This window comes from Micromonospora sp. CNB394, assembly GCF_000374985.1.
Classification (GTDB): Bacteria; Actinomycetota; Actinomycetes; order Mycobacteriales; family Micromonosporaceae; genus Micromonospora; species Micromonospora marina.
On record NZ_KB895829.1, the window covers coordinates 221,721 to 243,185 of the forward strand.

Genomic DNA, 21,465 nt, shown 5'->3' on the forward strand with positions numbered 1-21,465 from the left:
GCGGCAATGCTGCTGCGCACGTCGACCCTGCTGCTCCGGACCCTGCGCGAGGACCCGGCCGACGCGGAGGTGCCGAGCCACCGGCTGCTGCTGCGCGCCGGATACGTCCGCCGGGCCGCGCCGGGCGGCTACACCTGGCTGCCGCTGGGCAAGCTCGTGCTGGACCGGATCACCGCGATCGTCCGGGACGAGATGACAGCGATCGGCGACCAGGAGGTGCACTTCCCGGCGCTGCTCCCAGCCGAGCCCTACCGGACCAGCGGGCGGTGGACCGAGTACGGGGACGACATCTTCACGCTCGCCGACCGCAGGGGTGCCGACCACCTGCTCGCGCCGACCCACGAGGAGCTGGCCGCGCTGCTGGTGAAGGACCTGTTCACCTCGTACCGGGACTTCCCGGTGACGCTGTTCCAGATCCAGACCAAGTTCCGCGACGAGGCGCGTCCCCGCGCCGGTCTGCTGCGCGGGCGCGAGTTCCTGATGAAGGACGCCTACTCGTTCGACCTGGACGACGCCGGGCTCCGGGCGGCGTACGACCGGCACCGGGCCGCCTACGAGCGCGTCTTCACCCGGCTCGGGCTGGACTTCACCACCGTCCGCGCGATGTCCGGCGCCATGGGTGGGTCCGCGTCGGAGGAGTTCCTGGCCGCCACGCCGGTCGGCGAGGACACGTTCGTCGGCTGCACCGCCTGCGACTACGCGGCGAACACCGAGGCGGTGGTGACCCGCGCCCCGACCGCCGGTGACCCCGACGCGCACCCGCCCGCCGAGGTGCACGACACCCCGGAGACACCCACCATCACCGCCCTGGTCGAGCTGGCCGAGGCGCGCAAGCTGGGCGGGCGTGCCGGCTGGACCGCCGCCGACACGTTGAAGAACGTGGTCCTCACCGTCCGCCGGCCCGACGCCGAACAGGGCGAGCCGCTGGTGATCGGCCTGCCGGGCGACCGCGAGGTGGACCTCAAGCGGGTCGAGGCGGTGCTCGCCCCGGCCACAGTGGCGGTCTTCGAGGACTGGGACGCGCACCCCGAACTGGTCCGCGGCTACATCGGGCCGCAGGTCCTGGCCGAGCACGGCATCCGCTACCTGGTCGACCCGCGCGTCGTGCCCGGCACCGGGTGGCTGACCGGGGCGAACGAGCCGGGCCGGCACGCCACCGACGTGGTGTGCGGGCGCGACTTCGTCCCGGACGGCACGATCGAGGCCGCCGAGGTGCGGCCCGGCGACCCCTGCCCGGCCTGCGCCGACGGCGAACTGACCATCCGGCGGGGCATCGAGGTCGGGCACATCTTCCAGCTCGGACGCCGGTACACCGACGCGTTCGCGGTCGACGTGCTCGGCCCCGAGGGCAAGCCGGTCCGGCCCACCATGGGGTGCTACGGCATCGGCGTGTCCCGGGCGGTCGCCGCGGTGGCCGAGCAGCACCACGACGACCGCGGGCTGGTCTGGCCGGCCGCTGTCGCGCCGTGCGACGTACACCTGATCGCCGCCGGGAAAGGGCCGCAGCTCGACGCGGCGCTCGACCTCGGCGGGCGCCTCGCCGCCGCCGGCCTGCGCGTGCTGGTCGACGACCGCACGCACGTGTCCGCCGGGGTGAAGTTCACCGACGCCGAGCTGATCGGCATCCCGCGCGCCGTCGTGGTCGGCCGCCGCCTGGCCGACGGGTACGTGGAACTGCGCGACCGGGCCACCGGCGAGCGCACCGAACTGCCGGCGGAGGCCGTCGTGGAGCGCCTGCGCTACGAGGTGGGCGCGACGCGCCGCAACGGGGTGTAGCGGGAGCGCCACCGGGTACCGCAGACGGATCGATCGAAGCTTTCGGAGGCTCTCATGTACCGCGTCAGTGACGTGATGACCAGGCAGGTGATCTATCTCTCGGCGGAGACCCCGCTGGACGAGGCGGCCCGGGTGATGAAGGAGTCGGACATCGGCGACGTGGTGGTTACCGACGGTGCCACCCTGGCCGGCATGCTGACCGACCGCGACATCGTGGTCCGGGCGGTGGCCGAGCGCGCCGACCCCGGCACCACCACCATCGGCTCGATCATCACCCGTGAGGTGGTGATGATCGAGCAGCACTGCACGGCGAACGAGGCGGCAGCGCTGATGCGCGAGCGCAACATCCGCCGGGTGCTCGTGTGCGACAGCGACCGCAAGCTCGTCGGCATCGTCTCCCTCGGTGACCTCGCCATGCAGCTCGACCCCCGGTCGGCGCTCAGCGACATCAGCGAGGCCGCGCCGAACGTGTGAGCGCGGGCCCCGCACGCGCGGCGGGGCCCCGCTCGGCACCGCCGGGTGGCGAGACCCGACGGCGGATAGCCTCGACCCATGCCCGAGATGCCGACCAAGCTGGCCGAGATCGTCGACGAGTTCGCCGCCGCGCCCCGCGACGTCGTCCTGGAGATGCTGCTGGAGTTCGCGGACGTGATCCCGCCCCTGCCCGAGGGTGTGAACCGGGAGGAGCTGGAGCAGGTCCCCGAGTGCCAGACCGCGTTCTTCCTGCGCGCCGAGGTGAACGCGGACAAGACCGTGAGCACCGTCTTCGACTGCCCGCCGGAGGCGCCCACCACGCGGGCGTTCGCCGGCATCCTCGCCGACGGGCTGGCCGGGGCGAGCGCCGAGGAGGTGCTCGCCGTACCGGACGACCTCTACCAGCGGATGGGCCTGGCGCAGGCGATCAGTCCACTGCGGGTACGCGGCGGCACCGCCATCCTGGCCCGGCTCAAGCGCCAGGTCCGGGAACAGATCTCCTGACCGGAGGGTTGTCGCTGGTCATGGACATCGAGATCTACGCCGACGTGGTCTGCCCCTGGTGCTGGATCGGCAAGCGCCGGCTGGAACAGGCACTGAAGTCGTACGACGGCGAGGTGACGGTCCGGTTCCGGCCGTTCCAGCTCGACCCGACGCCGGTCACCGAGCCGAAGCCGCTGCTGGAGGCGCTCGGCGACAAGTTCGGCGGGCGGGACAAGGCCGAGGGCATGGCCGCGCACGTCACGGGCGTCGCCGCGGGCGCGGGCCTGGATCTGCGGTTCGACCGCGCGGTGGCCGCGAACACGTTCGACGCGCACCGGCTGGTGCGTCTCGCCACCGAGCACGGGCGCTCCGCCGAGATGGTCGAGCGGCTCTACCGGGCGCACTTCCACGACGGCGTCGACGTCGGCTCGATCGACGCGCTCGTCACGCTGGCCGGCGAGGCCGGGCTGGACGAGACCGAGGCGCGGCAGTACCTGGAGTCGAACCTGGGCCGCCGGGAGGTGGCCGCCGACCTGCGCACCGCCCACCAGCTCGGTGTCTCCAGCGTGCCGACGTTCGTGCTGGCCGGAAAGTACGCGGTCACCGGCGCGCAGGAGCCGGAGACACTGCTCGCCGCGCTGCGCGAGGTGACGCGACACGAAGCGGCGGCCTGATGTTTCACGTGGAACAAGATCGATGCGGATGAGGACCTGGGCCGGTCTGGCCAGGTTCTCCACCACCCTCGTCCTTCAGTTGGGATTGGTGAGGAACGCGTTCTCCTGGGCGAAGTCCCGGCCCTCGGTGGTGGTGAGCTGCCGGCGGCGCAGCGCCTCGGGGCGGTTCGCCTCGGCGTCCTCGATGCCGTGCCGGACGCCGACCCGGATCACGCCGTACAGGAAGACGAAACCGAAGACGTAGAGGATCACTGTGGTGACGAAGACCAGCATGCGATCACCGTAGGCCGGTGCGGACCCGACCCGTTCTCATCTTCCGCCGGTTCCCCCGTACGTGTCCGCGAGATGGTCGGCCCAGGTCCGGGCACCGGTCGGCGTGGCGGTCGTGGTGAGACCGCCAGCGCGCAGCTCGCGCCCGAGCCGGCCGGGGATCCGGATCGGCAGCAGCGGACGGCGCACCCGGCGCGCCGCCAGCCAGGCACGGGCCGCCTCGTCGAAGCGCAACACCTCCGGTCCGCCGAAGTCCTCCACCCGGTTCGACGGCCCGGCGAGCAGCAGGACCGCGAGCCGGTCCGCCACCTCGGCGGGGTCGACCGGCTGGGCGAGCACCGCCCGGTCCCCGATCACCGGCCCGAGGCGGCTCGCACCGCCGAGCAGGCCCTCCAGGAACTGCGGGAACTGGGTCGCCCGCAACACGCTCCACGGCACCGGTCCGGCGGCCACCACCTGCTCGGCCGCGAGCTTGTGCCGGTAGTAGCCGAGCGGCACCCGGTCGACGCCGACGATCGAGACGAAGACCAGGTGACGAACTCCGGCGTGACCGGCGGCCACTGCCAGCCGGCGGGTGCCGAGGACGTCGATGTCGTGCGTACGCCGGTTCGGCGACGAGGCCAGGTGCAGCACGGCGTCCACCCCGGCGACCGCCTCCGCCAGCCCGGCGCCGGTGGCCAGGTCCGCGGCCACCCACTCGACCCCGTCCCCGGTACGCGACCGGCGGCTGACCGCCCGCAGCGTGAAGCCCTCGTCCCGCAGCCGCGGCACCGCCACCCGTCCGAGCCGCCCGGTCGCCCCGGTCACCAGTACCCGCATCGCCATTCCTCCCGCTCACACCGCACCCGCCGTGCGGTTCGTTCCCCGCCGGCTGCGCCCGCGTCGCGGCGGCTTCGCGCCGTCGGGCCGGGCAACGCCACTCCACGCACCCACCGATCCTGCGGCACGAGAAGGACACCATGGGTGACGGACGGCAGAGCCGACCGGTTCAGGTGGCCGGGCTGGGCACCACTCGGCCGGCCAGCAGCAGACCGAGCAGGCCGCAGGCGGCGGCCACGGCCAGCGTGGTCGCGAAGCCGGCCGGGCCGGGGGACGCACCGGCGGCCAGGACCGCGCCGGTGAGCGCCAGCACGGTGGCGGCGGCGAGCGAGTCGCCCAGTTGCAGCGCGGAGCTGTTGCGGCCCTGCTCGGCCGGGGCGGACTGCTCCAGGGTGAGCACCGACAGCGACGGATAGAGCAGGCCCATGCCCAGCCCGGCCACCGCCCAGCAGAGCACGGCCGGCAGCACCGGCAGTCCGGGCACCAGCGCCGACGCCACGCCCGCCGTACCGATCGTGATGCAGGCCAGCCCGGCCCGGGGCAGGGTCGCCGCCGAGCGGGGTGAGCCGATCCGCCCCTGGATCCACGAGCCCACCGACCAGGACAGCGCCCCGACGGTCAGCACCAGACCGGCACCGGTGGGCGAGAAGCCGCGTTCCCGGGACAGCATCAGCGGTATCACCACCTCGGCAGCGACGAACGCCGCCGAGGCCAGCGCGCGCAGGCCGATGACCGTCGGCAGTCCCCGTGCCGCGCGCAGGAACCCGGCCGGCAGCAGGTGCGGTACGCAGACCAGCAACCCGGCCAGCGCCGCGGCGATCAGACCGGCGGCGAGCGCGCCGCGCTGCTGCCCCCCGTAGTGCAGCAGGGCGGCGCTCGCCCCCGCTCCGCAGGCCCAGCCGATCCGGGCCAGGGCGCCCGCGGGCGGCCGGGTCGCCACGGTGGCGGTCAGTGCCCGCAGCCCTGGCTGGACCAGCAGCGCCGCCGCGATCGCCACCGCCGGCACCGCGAGGAACACCCACCGCCAGCCCAGGTGTTCCACGATCAGTCCGGCCAGCGCCGGGCCGACGAGCGACGGCACCACCCAGGCCGCGGCGAACGCGGCGAAGATCCGCCGGCGCAACTGCTCCGGGTACGCCTGACCCACGACCACGTAGAGCGCCACCGAGACCAGTCCGGAGCCGAAGCCCTGCACCACCCGCCCGACGACCAGCACCTCCATGGTCGTCGCGGTGCCCGCCACCACCAGCCCGGCGACGAACCAGACCACACCGTGCCACATCGCCGGGCGCGGCCCGCGCGCGTCGCACCAGATGCCGGAGGCGACCATCGCCACCACGCCGGAGGCGAACGAACCGCCGAACGCCAGCGCGTACAGGCCGAGCCCGTCGAGACTGCGCGCCACTGTCGGCATGGCGGTGCCCACCGCCAGCGCTTCGAACGCGAGCAGGGACACCAGGGCGACACTGCCCACCGTCATCGCCCGCAGGCGCGGCGACCACAGGTCGACAGGTGGATCAGCCGGTACGGCGGTGGTGCTGGTCATGGCGTTCAGCCTCGGACCTCACCCCCGGTTGAGGTCAACTGTGTCGCGCGTCTCGTCCGGCGGGAGCGGCGGGGGCGACGCCGGAAACTTCTGCCGTCGGGGTGGCATAACGGACGCCGCCCCGGGAAGTCGGGCCGCCGGGACGAGACCGGGAGGCGAGATGACGCTGGGACGGTTCGCCGGTCTCCTGCTGTCACCGACTGTCGTGCCGGAGACCGCCGCGCGCGTCGCGCGTACCGTCGGGTCGGCCCTGCCCACTGACGCCGTGCCGACCCGGGTCGGCGAGGTGGCGGGCAGCGTCGGTGCGGCCGCGGCCCGGCTGGCCCGGCTCACCGGGCTGACCAGCCGCCGGGTGTGGTCGTCCCAGGACGGCCGCCACCACATCGAGGTGCACGGCGTCTGCCAGGACGGCGGGGACCGGCTCGCCCACCAGGTCGAGGCGGCGCTGGAGTCGATGCCGGGGGTGGACTGGGCGCGGGTGAACGCGCCGTCCGGCCGGGTGGTGGTCGCGACCGGGGAGCCGGCGCCGAAGCTGCGCGACCTGATCGCCACCGTGGCGCGCGTCGAGCGGACCTGCCCGTACGAGCCGGACCCGGACGTCGATCCCCCGCAGCCGCCCGAGGACGGTCCGCGCACGGCGCGGACGTTGGGCGCGCTGCTGTCCGACGTGCTCGGGCTGGGCATCTCCGCGGCCACCCGGGTGCTGCCGCTGACCCCGATTCCCGCCGAGGTGGCCGGACTGCTGAGCGCTGTCGACCTGCACCCGAAGCTGCACGCGCTGGCCGGACTGGGCATCCGCGCCGACCCGCGCGCCGAGGTGTTGTTCCCGCTGGCCGAGGCGGTGGTGCAGGGCCTCACCGGCGGCTGGGCCGGGATCGTGCTCGACGGCGCGCATCGGATCGTGCAGTGGGGCGAGGGCACCGCTCAACTGACCGCATGGCGGCGGGCCGAGCCGCGCCTGACCGGTGCTCCCGAGCACGCGATCGCCCGGGTGCCGGACGGCGAGCGGCCCTGTCCGGTGCCGGACGGGCAGCCCGAGCGCTACGCCAACCGGGTGCTACCGGCCGGCGCGGTCGCCGGGGCGGCGGCGCTGCCGGTGCTGGGGCCGAAGCGCGCCGCCGCGCTGGCGCTGTCCTCGCTGCCCAAGGCGCCCGGTTCCGGGCGCGAGGGGTACGGCGCACAGCTCGGCCTGATGCTCGCCCGACGCGGTGTGATCGCGATGGACCGCACCGTGCTGCGGAATCTGGACCGGATCGACACGGTGGTGCTCGACGCGGCGGTGCTCGGCTCGGACCGGGGCGTCCTGGCCGATCTCGCGCCGCTGGCCGACGCCGACACCGGGCACGTCGCCGCCCGGGCGTTCGCGTTGTTCGACCCGGCCGAACCGGACGCGGTACGCGCCGCCGACGACTGGCGGATCGGCCCGCTGGACCGCCTCGGCGCCGACGATCCCGGGGACACCCCGGACAGCGCCCGGCTGCGCGCCGAAGGCGGACATCTGCTCGGGCTGGCCGAGAACGGCCGGCTCGCCGCCGTCCTGCGGGTCGAACCGGAGCCCGCGCCCGGCGTGGACGCGCTGACGTCGGCCGCCCGGCAGGCGGGCCTGCGGCTCGTGGTCGGCGGCGCGGACGACGGCCGGTACGACTTCGCGGACCTGCTCGTGCCCGGTGGGGCCCGGCTCGCCGACGCGGTGCGCGACCTGCAACGCGAGGGCGCGATGGTGATGGTGGTCTCCGGCGAGCGGTCGGCGCTCGCCGCGTCCGACTGCGGGCTCGGCGTGCACGGCCCGGACGACCTGCCGCCGTGGGGCGCGCACCTGCTCGTCGGCGACGACCTGCGGGTACCCACCCTGCTCGTCGACGCCGCCGGGGTGGCCCGCCGGATGACCGAGCAGAACATCCGGATCGCCATGGCCGGCAGCGGGCTCGGCGCGCTCGGCGCGTTCACCGCCGACCGCCGGCGCCTGCCCGGCCGGACGCTCGCCGCCGTGAACGGTGCCGCGGCGCTCGCGTTCGCGCACGGCGTGTTCCGGGCACACCGGCTGCCGGACCGTACCGGCACCCCGATGCCCGCGCTCACCGCCTGGCACCTCATGCCGGCGCAGACCGTCCTGGACCAGCTCGACACCGGTCCGGCCGGGCTGACCGAGGAGGAGGCGGGCCGACGCCGGCGCGTCGAGGGCGGCGACGAGCACGGGCCGGCCGGGCTGCTCCGCTCGTTCGTCGACGAACTGTCAAACCCGCTGACCCCGGTGCTGGCCGCCGGGGCGGCGCTCTCCGCCGCGTTCGGCTCGCTCGTCGACGCCGCGCTGGTCGGCGGCGTGGTGGGCGGATCCGCGCTGGTCGGCGCCGTGCACCAGCGCAACACCGAACGGTCCCTGGCCGAGCTGCTGTCCCGCTCGGCGGTCACCGCCCGGGTGCTGCGCGACGGCGCGGAGCGGGTGGTGCCCGCCGAGGAGCTGGTACGCGGCGACGTGATCACCGTCAGTTCGGGGGACGCCGTACCGGCCGACTGCCGGGTGCTGACGAGCGACGGGCTGGAGGCGGACGAGTCGTCACTGACCGGCGAGTCGCTGCCGGTGGCGAAAAGCCCGGAACCGGTGGTGGCGGCGGCCATCGCCGAGCGGCACTCGATGCTGTTCGAGGGCACCACGGTGGCCGCCGGGCTCGGCACCGCCGTGGTGGTGGCCACCGGAGCGGAGACCGAGGCCGGGCGGAGCCTCGCCATGGCCCGGCAGGCCCCGCCGGCCAGTGGCGTGGAGGCACGGCTCGGCAAGATGACCAGCAGCGCCGTACCGCTTGCGGCCGCCTCGGCGATCGCTGTCGCCGGCGCAGGGCTGCTGCGGGGCGTACCCCTCGCCGAAACGGCGGCGACCGCCGCGAACCTGGCCGTGGCGTCGGTGCCGGAGGGTTTGCCGTTCCTGGTCAGCGCCGCGCAGCTGGCGGCGGCGCGGCGGCTGGCCGAGCACGGCGCCCTGGTCCGCAACCCCCGAACCATCGAGGCGCTGGGCCGGGTCGACGTGCTCTGCTTCGACAAGACCGGCACGCTCACCGAGGGGAAGTTGCTGCTGGCGGGAGTGGGTACGGGCGACGGCCGGTACGCCGCGCCGGACGAACTCGACGAGCCGCTCCGGTCGACGCTGGCCGCCGCGGTGCGGGCCACCCCGGCCGCTGACGACCCGGACGAGCTGCCGCAGCAGACCGACCGCACGGTACGCCACGGCGCGGACGCCGCCGGGGTGGACGAGCGGACCGGTGCGGCGGGCTGGACCGCCACGGCCGGACTGCCGTTCGAGCCGTCCCGGGGCTACAGCGCCTTCGTCGGGCGGGCCGCCGACGGGCTGCTGCTGAGCGTGAAGGGCGCCCCCGAGTCGGTGCTGCCGCGCTGCGCGACCCGGCGCACCGCCCAGGGTGACCGTCCGTTGGACGCGGCCGGACGCGAGGAGGTGCAAGCCATGCTGGCCGGTCGGGCCGGTGCCGGACATCGCATCCTCGCTGTGGCCGAGTGCCCGGTCTCCACCGAGCAGGTCACCGACGAGCAGGTCGACGGGCTAGTCTTCGTGGGTTTCCTGACGCTCGCCGACGGGGTGCGGGAGAGCGCGCGGCCGGCGGTGGCCCGGATCCGGGCGGCGGGCGTGCACACCGTCATGATCACTGGCGACCACCCGGCCACCGCCGAGGCGATCGCCGCCGCGATCAGCCCGGACGACGGCGGCCAGCGCGTGGTCACCGCCACCGACCTGGACCGGCTGGACGACGCGGCGCTCGCCGAGCGTCTGATGGCCACCGACGTGGTGGCACGCTGCACGCCCGCGCACAAGGTACGGATCATCCAGGCGTTGCAGCGCCAGGACCGCACTGTCGCGATGACCGGCGACGGCGCCAACGACGCGCCCGCGATCCGGCTCGCCGACGTGGGCATCGCGCTCGGCCAGCGAGGCACACCCGCCGCCCGCGCCGCCGCCGACCTGGTGGTCACCGACGACCGGCTGGAGACGATCATCGCCACGCTCGTCGAGGGGCGGGCCATGTGGTCGTCGGTACGGCACGCGCTGAGCATCCTGGTCGGCGGGAACCTCGGTGAGATCGCGTTCAGCGTGCTGACCGCCGCCGCGACCGGCCGGTCCGCCCTGAACGGCCGGCAACTGCTGCTGGTCAACCTGCTGACCGACCTGGCGCCCGCGCTCGCCATCGCGGTCCGCCCGCCCGCCGACGACCGCGCCGACCACCTGCTGCGGGAGGGGCCGGACTCGTCGCTCGGCGGCACCATGACCCGGGAGATCGGGCTGCGCGCGGCGTCGACCACGCTGGGCGCGACCGCCGGCTGGACGATCGCCCGGTGGACCGGCACCCAGCGGCGTGCCGGCACCGTCGCGCTGGCCTCGCTGATCGGCACGCAGCTCGGCCAGACCGTACTGGCCGGCGGCACCAGCCCCAGCGTGCTCGCCGCCACCGCCGCGTCGGTAGGTGTGCTCGTGGCGGTGGTGCAGACGCCTGGTGTCAGCCACTTCTTCGGCTGCACCCCGCTCGGCCCGGTGGGCTGGACCATCGCCACCGGCTCGGCGCTCGGTGCGACGTTCGCCAACGGCGCGCTGACCAGGCTGGTGGACCGCCTGCCGCAGCCCGGCTCGCACGGGCGTCCCGATCAGGGGTCCGGCGAAGGAAATGACGCCTGAGGTGACACGGCCCGGTTCTAGTGCCAGGTGGCGGCGGCCCGGCGCAGCCGGTCGTTGATCGCGCGGCCCACACCGGCCTCCGGGACCGGCTCCGCGACGATCTCGGTCACCCCGGCCGCGTCGAGCCGGTGCAGCGCGTCGAACAGCCGCGCCGCCGCCGTCGTCACGTCGCCGTCGGGCGACAGCACCTGCACCGCCGCCCAGTCGCCGTCCGCCGGTGGCTCCCGGAAGGCCAGGAAGCCCCGCCGGCCGCCGCCGGGCCCGGCCGCCGCGCCCAACCGCAACGGGGTACGCGGGGCGTAGTGCGCGGCCAGCGTCCCGGGCGCGACCGGTTGGCCGGAGCTGCCCTGGCGCACCTCGACCGGGCCGACCGCCTCGACGATCGCCTCGACCGGCAGCGCACCCAGCCGCAGCACCACCGGCCGGTCACCTCGCGCGTCCACGATCGTCGACTCGATCCCGCACCGGGTGGGCCCGCCGTCGAGCACCACGTCCACCGCGCCGCCCAGCCCGGCCACCACGTGTTCGGCCCGGGTCGGGCTGAGCTGGCCGAACCGGTTGGCGCTCGGCGCGGCCACCGGTACACCGGCGGCCGCGATCAGCGCCCGCGCCGACGGCTCGTCCGGTACGCGTACCGCCATGGTGTCCAGGCCGGAGGTGACGATCGGCGGGATGGCCTGCGGCCGGTCCACGATCAGGGTGAGCGGGCCGGGCCAGAAGCGTTTCGCCAGCGCGGCCACCGCCGCGGGCACCTCGCCCACCAGTGCGGCCAGGTCGGCGGCGTCGGCCAGGTGGCTGATCAGCGGGTCGAAGCTGGGCCGGGCCTTCGCCTCGAAGATACGCGCCGCGGCCCGGGCGTCGAGCGCGTTGGCGCCCAGCCCGTAGACCGTCTCGGTGGGGAAGGCGACCAGCCCGCCGGCGCGCAGGACGGCGGCTGCCTCGTCGACGCCGCGCTCGGCCGGCAGGACGCGCGGGGATCCGGTGCTCACGCTTCCGACGCTAGCCTGCCCGGTCGGCCGCCCCGGCAAGACCCTGCCGGCTTGCCGTCCCGGGGTGGCGGGGCGTCCAGTCGCGTGGGTCGGTGGCGGGGTCCGTGTCGGGAAGCGTGGGCGCGTCAGTGGGATAGAGGCCGGCGGCGAAGCCGTACACCTGGTCCCCGGCTCGGGGGATCTGCACGAACCGCCGGGCCAGCGCCTGCACCTCCGCCCAGAACTCGCGGGCGTCCTCGATCGGGATGCGCGCGTGCACGAGTGTGCACCGCAGCTCGTCGGCGGCGTGTGCGGCGGCCGATTCGGCGGCTGCCCCGGCGAGCCCGTTGATCAGGGACACCACCTGCTCGTCCTCGGCCCGGCTGAGCGCCCCGACGTAGTAGGTGCGTGCCACCCGCCCGTAGAACCGCTCCTCGATGGCGCGTACCCGCCGGGTCCGGACCACGCGCAGCAGACCGGCGTCGACCAGTTGGTTCACGTGGTACGCCACGCTGCTCTTGGGCCGGTCGACGGCGCGGGCCATCTCGTTGACGGTGGCGGCGCGCTCCAGGAGCAGTTCGAGCAGCGTGCCCCGCAGCGGGTCGGCGAGCGCGCGCAACTGCTCCGGAGCGGTGACCACGAGCAGGTCGTCGAGGTCGTAGTCCGGGATCCGCTGATTGACCGACATTTCTCGACCGTTCTAAGATTCTGGTTCGTTCGCCTACTCAGGAGTGTAGTGATGGCCGAGATCGTGCTCCTCCACCACATCCAAGGGCTCACGGATGGTGTCCGCGCGCTCGCCGACTCCCTGCGTTCCGGCGGGCACACCGTGCACGCCCCCGACCTCTTCGACGGCGAACGGCCGGCCACCATCGAGGACGGCGCCGCGCTGGTCAAGCGGATCGGCGGCGACGTCCTCGGCCGGCGCGCCGACACGCTCGTCGCCGACCTGCCCGCCGACCTCGTCTACGCGGGCGTCTCCTGGGGTGCCGCCATCGCCCAGCGACTCGCCCAGACCCGGGCCGGCGCCCGGGCCGCCCTGCTCTACGAGGCGTGCCTGCCGGTGACCGGCGAGTGGGCCATCGGTCCCTGGCCCGACGGGGTGGCGGTGCAGGTGCACGGCATGGAGCGGGATCCGTTCTTCGGGCTGGAAGGGGACGTGGACGCCGCTCGCGAGCTCGTGTCGATCGTCGGTCCCGAGCGCGCCGAGCTGTACGTCTACCCCGGCGACCGGCACCTTTTCACCGACAGCTCGCTGCCCTCGTACGACGCGCAGGCGACAGCGCTGGTGGTGAGCCGCAGCCACGAGCTGCTCGACCGGCTCGGCTGACGCCTACCCGTACTGTGCGATCTGGATCAGGTTGCCGCAGGTGTCGTCGAACACCGCGGTGGTCACCGGACCCATGGCGACGGGTTCCTGGGTGAACAGCACGCCGAGGCCGCGCAGCCGGTCGTGCTCGGCGGCCACGTCGTCCACCGCGAACTGCGTCAGCGGGATGCCGTCGGCCGCGAGCGCCTCCTTGAACGCCTTGGCGGCCGGATGGGCGTCGGGCTCCAGCAGCAGCTCCACGCCGTCCGGGGTGTCGGGCGAGACCACTGTGAGCCAGCGGTACTCCCCGGTCGGCACGTCGGTCTTCTTCACGAAGCCGAGCACCTCGGTGTAGAAACGCAGGGCCTTGGCCTGGTCGTCGACGTACACGTTGGTGAGGTTGATTCTCACGGATTCTCCCGGGTCGGTTCGGTGGACCTGAGCCATCGCTCAGTGATGGACCGCAGCGGCCGGATGTCGAGGTGGTGGAACTTGTAGCGACCCTGCCGCCGCGTGACGATCAGGCCGGCGGCCTCCAGGACGTCGAGATGCTGGGAGATCGCCTGTCGGGACGAGCCGACCTGGTGCTTGGTGGCCAGCCGGCCGCAGATCTCGAACAGGGTCTGACCGTCGCGCTCGGTCAGCTCGTCGAGGATCAGGCGGCGGGTGGGATCGGCCAGCGCCTGGTACAGATCGCCCACGTCATCCAGCATATGCAAGTCACGGCTTGCCTATCAAGCCGTCTTCTCAGGTATCGGAGGACGTCATGCCCGGATACATCCTCACCGGCGCTCCCGGCTCCGGTAAGACTGCGCTCCTGCGCCACCTGGAAATCGACGGCTATCCCGTCGTGGAGGAGGCCGCAACCGACGTGATCGCGCTCGACCAGGCGCTCGGCCGACCGGAGCCGTGGCGTGAGCCGGATTTCGCCGACCGGGTGCTGGACCTCCAGCGGAGACGCCGGCGCCGAGCCGACGTCCATGCCGGCCTCGTGGTCTTCCACGACCGCTCGCCCGTCTGCACGCTCGCGTTGTGCCGTCACCTGGGTATGACACCGCCACCCGCCCTGTTCGACGAGGTCGAGCGCATGACAACGGATCGCCGGTACGAGCGGACCGTCTTCTTCGTACGGAATCAGGGCTTCGTCGAGGCGACCGCCGCGCGCCGGATCAGCTTCGAGGAGTCGCTCGCCTTCGAGCGGGTCCACGAGCTGACCTACCGGGAGGCGGGATTCGAGTTGGTCGAAGTGCCGGCCGGACCGCTGGCGACCCGGGTGACGGTGATCAGGCGGGCAGTCGATCCAGGTGAACCGTCATGAGATGCGGAACCACCACCGGCCTCGACGTACGGGAGCCGACGCCGACGTCCAAGCTCGGGCCCGGTTCGTGGTCGGGGGCGCCATCCGCCGAAGTCCCGTCAGCAGCGTGATCGCGTTGCCCACCGCGCTGGCGGCGATCCACAGTGTCGTCCACCATCGGGCCCGAACGGCGTCCGGCCTGGGCTGTACGGGTAGCTGCCCAGCCTGAATGTGCGGACGAGTGGCGATCGGAGGGTCGCGGGTGACGTGAGCAGTTCACACACTACCCCAATTGTCCACTTAATAGGCATTTGCTCTGTAGGGTCGTGTTGCCTTCTCGATAGTCGGGAAGGGACTGAATGAGCAGAGGCGAGAACGTGAGACTAACCCGGCGAATTTCCGCCACCGGAGCGATGGCGATCGCCGTCGGAGCCGTAGCGCTGTCGAGTACAACCCCAGCGCTCGCCGCGCCCGGCGATGCCAGCGCGCGCGGCGTCGTGGTCGACCTGTCCGCAGCCGTGGCCGGCGTTCCGGTGATCACGGCCGACGCGGTGATCGGCAGCGCGACCGCGCCGGCCGGCGGCGGCACGGACACCGACACCGCCCTGGCGATCACCATCCCGGGTGCCCTGGGCGTGACGGCCTCGGGCACGGTGGTCGAGGTAAGTGCAACCCGGGGTGAGACGGCATCATCGGCCAACGCCGAGATCGCCGACCTGGCCCTGGCCATCCTCGGCACACCCGTAATCGACGCCGAAGTGATCACCGCGGCGGTCAACTGCCCACAGACCGGCACGCAGACAGCGGACACCTCCTTCACCGGGCTCGAACTGTTCGGCGATCCGGTAGTCCTGTTGCCGAACACTCCTGGTGTCACCGCCAGCGCAGCGGTCACGGTCCCGGGCCTTGTCGGCGCCGCACTGAACGCCAGGCTCACCAACGTCGAAACTGTGACCGAAGACGGTGCTGTGGCCATCGCCGTACAGGCGACCCTCAGGTTGACAGGCACTATCGTCGGCGGGCCGTTGCTGGACATCCCTGTCGGCACCGTCATCCTCGCCGAGGCGCGCTGCGAGCGTCCGCTCGGCCCGTCGCCGACCCCGACGCCGACGCAGCCCACGCCTTCGCCGACCCAACCCACCGCGCCGCCCACGGACGGCCCGACCCAACCACCGACGGCCAGCCCCAGCCCGATCCTTCCCGTGACCGGCACGGACGCGACCGGGTTGTGGTGGCTGTTCGGCATCGGCGCCGCGATGGTGACCCTCGGCGGCACCGCCTTGGTGATTCTGCGCCGACGCCGCATGTCACCTATCGCGTGACGTCAGCCTCCTGAAGTAGATCACCGCGAGGGGTTTCCGGCCTGTCGGCTGGAAACCCCTCGTTGATTGGCTCCCGGTAGGCCTGGAGGTCTTCGAAGCCGTAGCCATCGCCGCAGCCCGTCCACCAGCGTCGGCGGACCGCCAGGCAGCGCGACGGAGCGCCACCTCCGGCACCGCCTACCCGAGCAGGGCCTACCGAGGACGTACCTGCTTGCCCAGCTCAGGAGCTATGGGTGGGCCGGAGGTACCACAATGCGAACCGCCCCGCGACGATCGCCGGTGACCCGCTTCCACTCAGGATGGCCGCCCCAAGGGCATCAGGCCGACACCACGATCCGTGCGACTGCGGGAGCGTTCGCCGAGCCGACGCTCCACAGCCTCGACGCCATCGACCTGGCCATCGCCCACGTGCTGACCGGTGAGTCCGGCACGGCACTGATACAGAGTTCGGCCACTCGTGCGGCAGCGAGGCCACTACATCGGCCGGCCTGCCTGCGTCTCCGCGACCTTGCACCCATCCCATCACCGTGTACGGGTTGAGCGGTTCATCGGTCCGGTCGGCGAGCCCGCGCGAGGGTCAAGGGTCAGAGCCCCTCAGCCTGCGGCTTCGCCACAACAGCGGCGGGTCGCCGGACTTGACCAGGGGGCGCTACAAACGGTAGGCGTTGCGCCGATGGCGGATCGAGTGGACCTCCACGACTCGTTTTGCCTCGTTGATCCGGTAGATGATCCGGTAGGTGCCACGCCGAGCGGAGTGGAAACCGTCGAAAGGTTCGTCGAGAGGCTTGCCTACCCGATACGGGTTGATCGCGATCGCCCGCTGGATGGTTTCCGTTGCCGCGATCGCCACCTCCAACGGCAGGTCCTCGTGCAGGTTGCGGCGAGCCTGCCGGGAGAACATCACCGTGTACGGGCTGAGCGGCTCGTTGGTGTGATCGTCCACCCGCTTGCCGCCTGGAGGCATCAGGCCGCCCTGCTTCGACGCCGCTCCAACTCGGCACGCACCTCGTCCATCGAGAACGTGTCGCCGGCTGCGAAATCCTCCCGTGACTGGCGCAGGTCTACGAGGGCTTCGTCGTCGGACAGCAGGTCGAGCGTCTCTCGCATCGACTCATACTCGGCCACCGAGATCAGCATCACGTCGGCGCGGCCGTTGCGGGTGATCGTGAAGTGGTCGTGCTCCCGGGCGACCCGGTCGGCGAGTTCGGCGATCCGAGCCTTGGCTTCGGTGATGGGGATGGTCTCCATGACGACCACAATAGCGACCGGTCATAATTATGACCAAGTGAAGTTCGTATCGCGGCTCAGCCCCTGCCCGCTCATTGGGCTCCAGTACCTGCACGGCGCTGACATCCACGAGATCATTCAGCGCGTGGTTCCCGCCGGGGGACGAGGTCGAAACCCGCCTCGCCCCAGCCCTCGAACTCCTTCGGGACCAAGCACACGACGTCTACGATCTGGCCGCACATGGCGGCGGTACGGAATCCGGTCGCCGGACCCGCCCCGGTGTGAGGGGGATCGGGTCCAGGGCGTGGTAGCACGACCAGAATATCGGCCTTGAACTGCGGCTTTGCGGCTCGCGAACCTTTCCGTTTGGATATCCGTTTCGGCGGGCCGGAGGTACCACCATGCGAACCAAACCGCCACGATCGTCGGCGACCCGCTACCCCTGCCACCAGTCGGAGCGTCCGGCAGGTAGGGCTGCGAGCGCGGCCCGTGTTCAGCGCCTGCCCTCTCAACACGACGACGCGGCGGTCATGGTCAGTAACGTTTCGCGCCGGGTGTTACTGGGCCCAGCCGTTGTCGGCGAGGTGCGGATCCGCCGGAGAGAACGCACCTTCGTGCTGCCGCCGGAGTTGATCGGCCGCGACGTCGCGGGTCGGGTGAGCCGTTGCGACAGGCGGCCGTGCCCGGCAGCCTCCTACTCTCCAGCCGGTCGACGTTGATCTGACGCCTCTGGTGACTGGGCTGCAGCGTGGCCGTGGTGGCATCCGATCGTGCCGCGGGCGGGCCGTGAACCAGATCGCTCTCTCGGGCGACTGTCATTGTGTGGCAGGCCGAACGGACGGGAGGCGACGTGGATCGGGTCGGACGTGATGCGCTGCTGGTCGTGCGCGCGCAGCTCGGAGACCGGAAGGCGCTGGCCGAACTGGTCGGGCATTGGCACGACCCGCTGTGGCGGTATGTGCGACGGATGCTCGACGGGCCGGGTCGGGCAGACGACGTGAGCCAGGACGTGTGGGCGAGTGCGCTGAAGGCGCTGCCACGTCTGCAGCAGCCGGAGCGGTTTGCCCCGTGGCTGTTCACCATCGCCCGACGTTCGGTGACAAACCACCTGCGGGAGAAGTACACCCAGGCGGACCCAGTCGACGGCGACGGGACCGGCGACGACGATATCTCGGCCGTTTTGAACCGGGCGCAGGTGGCCGAGGGTCTGGTTGAGCTGCCGGTCCGAGAACGCGAAGTGCTGATCTTGTTCTATCTCCATGACCTGGCACTGGAAGAGTGCGCGCAGGTGCTGCAGATCCCGTCGGGAACGGTCAAATCCCGGTTGTTCCGGGCCCGGCGACTGTTGCGGGACTCCCTGGTCGAGAAGGGGTATTCGTCATGACCGAACGACCTGGATACACCCCGGACCACATCGTACGGGCGATGTCACTGCCGCGCCGCGTCGGTGTTCTCGTAGCCGGACTGGGCGGTCTGGCCGGGTCCACGACCATCGGCCTGTTGTGGGCCACCGAGCCCGGGGCGTTGCCGGCTGGGACCAAGCTCGTTTTCGCTGCGATGATCCTCGTTGGCGTGACCTGGGCATGCTTCGCTGGCTGGGCGCTGATCCGCCGGCCACTGTTCGCAGTGGACCGGGTGATCACAGGCTGGCTCGCGGCCACCTTCAGCTTCCTAACGACCGGCGGCACGGTCGCGGTCGCAGTCAACCGCACGAGCACCGTCGGCGTCCTGGCCGCTGGGGGCCTGGGTCTGATCCTGATCGTCGTCTCGAGCACGATGCTGATCCGCGCCCGCGCCTACCGGGCGACACTGCTCGCCCGCAAGCGCGAACTAGAAGACCACAAACCGTAAGAAAGCACACATCAATGCTCAGCCAAGCCTGAATCACCAGTCACGCCGTAGAGGGAGAAACCATGAACGCGCGCAAGCCCGCCCCCATCGGTCCGCTGGCCCTGGCCCTGCGCCATCTTCGACCCGAGTCTGCGGGCCGCCGTGTCGCCGTACTCACCGTGGTCTTCGCCGTGGCCCTGCTGGCCGGTATCGCCCTACTCCTGCGCTGATCACTGGCGGACCGCCGCCAACTCAACGGCAGCGGCCACCTCCGCCAAGGACTCGCTGATATGTCGTCGGGACGTCACCCACTCTCGTCGGGCGCCACGCTCGGAGTGTCACGATCAGCACGCCTCGGCGGCCATGACGCTGACCCACGGATCCACCACCGGGGTGCAAGGTTCCGGCGGCTGCCCGGCAGTGTGCCCACGGCATCGGCCGTGGCCTGCGTTTCAGCCACCGTGCGCCCCTCAGCTGGGTATCCGTTTGGGTTACGGGTCAATAACTCAGTCCCGGCGGCTGACGTTGACCTGGTGCACAATCGAGGGCGGATGCGCCGTGACAGCTTTCGATGAGCGGGGGTGGAAGTGGTCCGAGAGCGAGTGCTGGAGGAGCTGCAACGGCAGCCCCGTTGGTGGCCTTGGATGATGCTGGTGTCGACCACGTGCACCTTCGCTGCGCTGCTGTTCAGCGGCCCGGGCCATCGGTTCGGTGGCCCGGTGTTGTACTTCGTTGCGCTGTGTGGGTCCGGGGCTCTGCTCGTGCTATCGATCGCCCTGGTGGTGTTGCGGCACCGGAGCGGCGGCGTTGCCGACCTCCAGATAGAGCCGGCGCAGCAGCGACGGCAGTGATCGGCCGGCCAGTTGCTCGACCTCCGCGACTGCGGCAGGCGGCGCGGCTCGGAGCGACCCTACCCGGCTGGGGGGGGAACCTCGTCGCAGCATGATCGCGTCCGATGGTGGGCCGGAGGTACCACCATCGAACCACTTCGCCACGGTCGCCGGTGATCCGCTGCCGCTACGCCCACGCCGCTCCTGAGCCTGATCGGCGGTTCAAGGCCAGGCGTTTGGGCCATCTGACGAGCAACCCCGGCAAGCTAGGTAGGCATGGGTCGGTCGTCGACGACTCGTTTCATGACAAGAGTCGAGTTCAGTCGCTGGACGCCGGGGAGCGCGGACAGAACATCGTCCTCGAGCTCCTGGTACGCGGCGAGGTCAGTTGTGACGATGCGGAGCAGGTAGTCGGGGTCACCGAAGAGCCGCTGGGCGAGCAGCACGCTCGGGACCTCGGACACAGCTTTCTCAAAGCTCAGCAGTGTCTCCCGGTCCTCCTGCCGCATAGTGACGAAGAGCAGCGCTTCGAACGTGAGCCCGAGTGCGACCGGGTCGACGATCGCGCGGTAGCCCTGGATGGTGCCGTCGCGTTCCAGGGCACGCAGCCGGCGGTGGCAGGGCGACACACTCAGCTGCACCCGCTTGGCGAGTTCGGTGATCGTCAGGCGGCCATCGCGCTGCACCTCAGCACGGATTTTCCGGTCGACCGCGTCCACGAGGTGGATCGTTCCACAGTCAGCCCTAAGAACGGCACAGAGTTGGAACCCTTTTCGGGGCAATCCGTCCTAGCCTTTCCACATCCGATCAGCGACGAAAGGGGCCGTCTCGTGCCCGTGAGCTCCGTCGTCGGCTTCTGGGCCGTCGCCGCCCTGCTGATCGCGGTCCCCAGCCCCGACTGGGCGTTCGCGATCAGCGCAGGGCTACGACGCCATGTCCTTCCCGCGGCCGGTGGCATCGTGCTCGGGTACGTCTTCATGACGGTCGTGGTGGCAGCTGGCCTCGGCCTGCTCATTGCCTCCACCCCATCCGCGTTGACCGCACTCACGCTGACCGGTGGCATCTACCTGATCTGGCTCGGCATCAAGACGGTCCGTCACCCCGCAACCGTCGACCGACCGGTCGGGGGGGGGCGATGAGCAGCGCGCGTGGGACCGTGCTGCAAGGCATGGCCGTAAGCGGCCTCAACCCCAGAGCGGGGGGTGGTGCTTCACTAGTTCACTCGCAGCGCTCGTCAACTCCTCAAAGTCCTCGCGGTACACCTCAGCGAGCAGCGCCTCCCGCGTGGGGAAGTGCCGGTAGAGGGTCCCCTGCCCTACACCAGCCGCCGCGCGCGACGGACTGCATCGTCGCGGCTCCATCGGCGGCGAAGGCGAGACGTGCGACATCGACGATGCGTGCGCGATTTCGCAGAGCGTCTGCGCGCTGTAGTAGGGCAGCAGGACACCGCCGCTGCCCACCCGGATGCGCGTCGTGACCGCCGCGACGGCGGCCGCGACCACCTCTGGCGACGCGCAGGCTGCCCGGCCGGGCCCACGCCAGCCCTTCTACCGCCGACAACAGCCTTCCTGCGGGTTGACAGGCATCGATCAGGACAGCTTAAGGAGGTGGTCTCGCACCCTGCCACGCCGGTGCCGGACGCGTCGTTGACCAGGCTCTCCCCCGCCGGGCTGGTGACGACCCGGCGGGGGAGTCTACCCGCCGGCCTCGGCCGGGCACCCGACCGCGCTGCTGCGAACCCGGGGCGGACGGAGAGGCGTCGGTCCGGACGTCGACGCGGCACGTCCGGGTCTCCCCGACAGCACTATCGACCAGGGGAATGGCCTGGTGGGCCGGAGGTACCACCATGCGAACCACACCGCCACGATCGCCGGTGAGCCGCTTCCACTCAGGATGGCCGGTCCAAGGGCGTCAGGCCGATGATCCTCGGGCGGCCGCCGTCAGGACGCGGCGAGCAGTCGGATC

General features: G+C 72.1%; 24 protein-coding genes. 13 read left to right on the forward strand and 11 right to left on the reverse strand.

Annotated features, from left to right (window positions below):
- Positions 1–6 precede the first annotated feature (6 nt).
- The 4 genes from C569_RS0109830 to C569_RS0109845 all read left to right on the forward strand — a co-directional run bounded on the left by C569_RS0109830 (position 7) and on the right by C569_RS0109845 (position 3,407).
- Positions 7–1,776, forward strand: a complete 1,770-nt coding sequence (locus C569_RS0109830; RefSeq protein WP_018785613.1) for a proline--tRNA ligase — start codon at positions 7–9, stop codon at positions 1,774–1,776.
- 54 nt (positions 1,777–1,830) lie between these two features.
- Entirely contained in the window at positions 1,831–2,250 is a 420-nt protein-coding gene (locus C569_RS0109835; RefSeq protein WP_018785614.1) for a CBS domain-containing protein, read from the forward strand.
- Positions 2,251–2,328: 78 nt separating this feature from the next.
- The gene (locus tag C569_RS0109840; RefSeq protein WP_018785615.1) at positions 2,329–2,754 is read left to right on the forward strand and encodes a SufE family protein; all 426 of its coding nucleotides are present in this window, start codon (positions 2,329–2,331) and stop codon (positions 2,752–2,754) included.
- A gap of 20 nt (positions 2,755–2,774) precedes the next feature.
- On the forward strand, positions 2,775–3,407 hold the full coding sequence (locus C569_RS0109845) for a DsbA family protein (RefSeq protein WP_018785616.1): 633 nt from the start codon (positions 2,775–2,777) through the stop codon (positions 3,405–3,407).
- 75 nt (positions 3,408–3,482) lie between these two features.
- Here C569_RS0109845 and C569_RS0109850 read toward each other — a convergent pair whose 3' ends face one another.
- From C569_RS0109850 to C569_RS0109860, 3 genes are all read right to left on the reverse strand, one after another.
- On the reverse strand, positions 3,483–3,680 hold the full coding sequence (locus C569_RS0109850; RefSeq protein WP_018785617.1) for a hypothetical protein: 198 nt from the start codon (positions 3,678–3,680) through the stop codon (positions 3,483–3,485).
- Positions 3,681–3,716: 36 nt separating this feature from the next.
- Positions 3,717–4,496 carry an SDR family oxidoreductase gene (locus C569_RS0109855; protein WP_026267923.1) on the reverse strand — a complete coding sequence of 260 codons (780 nt, stop codon included), beginning with the start codon at positions 4,494–4,496 and terminating at the stop codon, positions 3,717–3,719.
- 169 nt (positions 4,497–4,665) lie between these two features.
- Positions 4,666–6,042, reverse strand: a complete 1,377-nt coding sequence (locus C569_RS0109860) for an MFS transporter (protein ID WP_018785619.1) — start codon at positions 6,040–6,042, stop codon at positions 4,666–4,668.
- Between the two features lie 160 nt (positions 6,043–6,202).
- On the opposite strand from C569_RS0109860, the gene C569_RS0109865 reads away from it, so the two are divergent.
- Positions 6,203–10,717 (forward strand): HAD-IC family P-type ATPase, encoded by a 4,515-nt coding sequence (locus tag C569_RS0109865; protein ID WP_018785620.1) that lies wholly within the window; start codon positions 6,203–6,205, stop codon positions 10,715–10,717.
- 17 nt (positions 10,718–10,734) lie between these two features.
- Here C569_RS0109865 and C569_RS0109870 read toward each other — a convergent pair whose 3' ends face one another.
- Both C569_RS0109870 and C569_RS0109875 read right to left on the reverse strand, forming a co-directional pair.
- Positions 10,735–11,682 carry an L-threonylcarbamoyladenylate synthase gene (locus C569_RS0109870; RefSeq protein ID WP_026267924.1) on the reverse strand — a complete coding sequence of 316 codons (948 nt, stop codon included), beginning with the start codon at positions 11,680–11,682 and terminating at the stop codon, positions 10,735–10,737.
- Between the two features lie 34 nt (positions 11,683–11,716).
- The gene (locus tag C569_RS0109875; protein ID WP_018785622.1) at positions 11,717–12,373 is read right to left on the reverse strand and encodes a helix-turn-helix domain-containing protein; all 657 of its coding nucleotides are present in this window, start codon (positions 12,371–12,373) and stop codon (positions 11,717–11,719) included.
- Positions 12,374–12,424: 51 nt separating this feature from the next.
- Here C569_RS0109875 and C569_RS0109880 point away from each other — a divergent pair, with 51 nt between their 5' ends.
- Complete coding sequence (locus C569_RS0109880) at positions 12,425–13,015, forward strand: dienelactone hydrolase family protein (protein WP_018785623.1); 591 nt, start codon at positions 12,425–12,427, stop codon at positions 13,013–13,015.
- A gap of 3 nt (positions 13,016–13,018) precedes the next feature.
- Here the strand turns inward: C569_RS0109880 and C569_RS0109885 are convergent, their stop codons facing one another.
- Together C569_RS0109885 and C569_RS0109890 are read right to left on the reverse strand one after the other, a co-directional pair.
- Complete coding sequence (locus C569_RS0109885; protein WP_018785624.1) at positions 13,019–13,405, reverse strand: VOC family protein; 387 nt, start codon at positions 13,403–13,405, stop codon at positions 13,019–13,021.
- Positions 13,402–13,707 carry a helix-turn-helix transcriptional regulator gene (locus C569_RS0109890; protein ID WP_018785625.1) on the reverse strand — a complete coding sequence of 102 codons (306 nt, stop codon included), beginning with the start codon at positions 13,705–13,707 and terminating at the stop codon, positions 13,402–13,404. Before C569_RS0109890 ends, C569_RS0109885 begins: the two co-directional genes overlap by 4 nt.
- Positions 13,708–13,760: 53 nt before the next feature.
- On the opposite strand from C569_RS0109890, the gene C569_RS0109895 reads away from it, so the two are divergent.
- On the forward strand, positions 13,761–14,312 hold the full coding sequence (locus C569_RS0109895; RefSeq protein ID WP_018785626.1) for an AAA family ATPase: 552 nt from the start codon (positions 13,761–13,763) through the stop codon (positions 14,310–14,312).
- 338 nt (positions 14,313–14,650) lie between these two features.
- Positions 14,651–15,613 carry a hypothetical protein gene (locus tag C569_RS0109900; protein WP_141708149.1) on the forward strand — a complete coding sequence of 321 codons (963 nt, stop codon included), beginning with the start codon at positions 14,651–14,653 and terminating at the stop codon, positions 15,611–15,613.
- A gap of 649 nt (positions 15,614–16,262) precedes the next feature.
- Here C569_RS0109900 and C569_RS0109905 read toward each other — a convergent pair.
- A complete protein-coding gene (locus C569_RS0109905) occupies positions 16,263–16,556 on the reverse strand; it encodes a type II toxin-antitoxin system RelE/ParE family toxin (RefSeq protein WP_018785627.1) in 294 nt (97 codons plus the stop codon).
- A gap of 20 nt (positions 16,557–16,576) precedes the next feature.
- Entirely contained in the window at positions 16,577–16,861 is a 285-nt protein-coding gene (locus C569_RS0109910) for a type II toxin-antitoxin system Phd/YefM family antitoxin (RefSeq protein ID WP_026267926.1), read from the reverse strand.
- 829 nt (positions 16,862–17,690) lie between these two features.
- On the opposite strand from C569_RS0109910, the gene C569_RS0109915 reads away from it, so the two are divergent.
- From C569_RS0109915 to C569_RS0109930, 4 genes are all read left to right on the forward strand, one after another.
- The gene (locus tag C569_RS0109915) at positions 17,691–18,224 is read left to right on the forward strand and encodes an RNA polymerase sigma factor (protein ID WP_018785629.1); all 534 of its coding nucleotides are present in this window, start codon (positions 17,691–17,693) and stop codon (positions 18,222–18,224) included.
- A gap of 41 nt (positions 18,225–18,265) precedes the next feature.
- Positions 18,266–18,691: a hypothetical protein gene (locus C569_RS0109920; RefSeq protein WP_018785630.1), complete on the forward strand. Its 426-nt coding sequence runs from the start codon at positions 18,266–18,268 to the stop codon at positions 18,689–18,691.
- A gap of 62 nt (positions 18,692–18,753) precedes the next feature.
- Positions 18,754–18,900 carry a hypothetical protein gene (locus C569_RS33100; RefSeq protein ID WP_018785631.1) on the forward strand — a complete coding sequence of 49 codons (147 nt, stop codon included), beginning with the start codon at positions 18,754–18,756 and terminating at the stop codon, positions 18,898–18,900.
- Between the two features lie 372 nt (positions 18,901–19,272).
- Positions 19,273–19,521 carry a hypothetical protein gene (locus tag C569_RS0109930; RefSeq protein ID WP_018785632.1) on the forward strand — a complete coding sequence of 83 codons (249 nt, stop codon included), beginning with the start codon at positions 19,273–19,275 and terminating at the stop codon, positions 19,519–19,521.
- 245 nt (positions 19,522–19,766) lie between these two features.
- On the opposite strand, the gene C569_RS0109935 is transcribed toward C569_RS0109930, so the two are convergent.
- Positions 19,767–20,219 (reverse strand): Lrp/AsnC family transcriptional regulator, encoded by a 453-nt coding sequence (locus tag C569_RS0109935; protein ID WP_018785633.1) that lies wholly within the window; start codon positions 20,217–20,219, stop codon positions 19,767–19,769.
- 117 nt (positions 20,220–20,336) lie between these two features.
- Here C569_RS0109935 and C569_RS33650 point away from each other — a divergent pair, with 117 nt between their 5' ends.
- Positions 20,337–20,639, forward strand: coding sequence for a LysE family translocator (locus C569_RS33650; protein WP_196806704.1), 303 nt, complete (start codon positions 20,337–20,339; stop codon positions 20,637–20,639).
- Positions 20,640–20,684: 45 nt separating this feature from the next.
- Here C569_RS33650 and C569_RS34180 read toward each other — a convergent pair whose 3' ends face one another.
- On the reverse strand, positions 20,685–20,888 hold the full coding sequence (locus C569_RS34180) for a TetR/AcrR family transcriptional regulator (protein ID WP_369753268.1): 204 nt from the start codon (positions 20,886–20,888) through the stop codon (positions 20,685–20,687).
- Between the last annotated feature and the right edge of the window lie 577 nt (positions 20,889–21,465).

Bases quoted from the DNA above. Each gene is read 5' to 3' on its own strand.
- C569_RS0109830 (WP_018785613.1), top strand. From the start codon at position 7: ATGCTGCTGCGCACGTCGACCCTGCTGCTCCGGACCCTGCGCGAGGAC.
- C569_RS0109835 (WP_018785614.1), top strand. From the start codon at position 1,831: ATGTACCGCGTCAGTGACGTGATGACCAGGCAGGTGATCTATCTCTCG.
- C569_RS0109840 (WP_018785615.1), top strand. From the start codon at position 2,329: ATGCCCGAGATGCCGACCAAGCTGGCCGAGATCGTCGACGAGTTCGCC.
- C569_RS0109845 (WP_018785616.1), top strand. From the start codon at position 2,775: ATGGACATCGAGATCTACGCCGACGTGGTCTGCCCCTGGTGCTGGATC.
- C569_RS0109850 (WP_018785617.1), bottom strand. From the start codon at position 3,680: ATGCTGGTCTTCGTCACCACAGTGATCCTCTACGTCTTCGGTTTCGTC.
- C569_RS0109855 (WP_026267923.1), bottom strand. From the start codon at position 4,496: ATGCGGGTACTGGTGACCGGGGCGACCGGGCGGCTCGGACGGGTGGCG.
- C569_RS0109860 (WP_018785619.1), bottom strand. From the start codon at position 6,042: ATGACCAGCACCACCGCCGTACCGGCTGATCCACCTGTCGACCTGTGG.
- C569_RS0109865 (WP_018785620.1), top strand. From the start codon at position 6,203: ATGACGCTGGGACGGTTCGCCGGTCTCCTGCTGTCACCGACTGTCGTG.
- C569_RS0109875 (WP_018785622.1), bottom strand. From the start codon at position 12,373: ATGTCGGTCAATCAGCGGATCCCGGACTACGACCTCGACGACCTGCTC.
- C569_RS0109880 (WP_018785623.1), top strand. From the start codon at position 12,425: ATGGCCGAGATCGTGCTCCTCCACCACATCCAAGGGCTCACGGATGGT.
- C569_RS0109890 (WP_018785625.1), bottom strand. From the start codon at position 13,707: ATGCTGGATGACGTGGGCGATCTGTACCAGGCGCTGGCCGATCCCACC.
- C569_RS0109895 (WP_018785626.1), top strand. From the start codon at position 13,761: ATGCCCGGATACATCCTCACCGGCGCTCCCGGCTCCGGTAAGACTGCG.
- C569_RS0109900 (WP_141708149.1), top strand. From the start codon at position 14,651: ATGAGCAGAGGCGAGAACGTGAGACTAACCCGGCGAATTTCCGCCACC.
- C569_RS0109910 (WP_026267926.1), bottom strand. From the start codon at position 16,861: ATGGAGACCATCCCCATCACCGAAGCCAAGGCTCGGATCGCCGAACTC.
- C569_RS0109920 (WP_018785630.1), top strand. From the start codon at position 18,266: ATGTCACTGCCGCGCCGCGTCGGTGTTCTCGTAGCCGGACTGGGCGGT.
- C569_RS33100 (WP_018785631.1), top strand. From the start codon at position 18,754: ATGAACGCGCGCAAGCCCGCCCCCATCGGTCCGCTGGCCCTGGCCCTG.
- C569_RS34180 (WP_369753268.1), bottom strand. From the start codon at position 20,888: ATGTCGCACGTCTCGCCTTCGCCGCCGATGGAGCCGCGACGATGCAGT.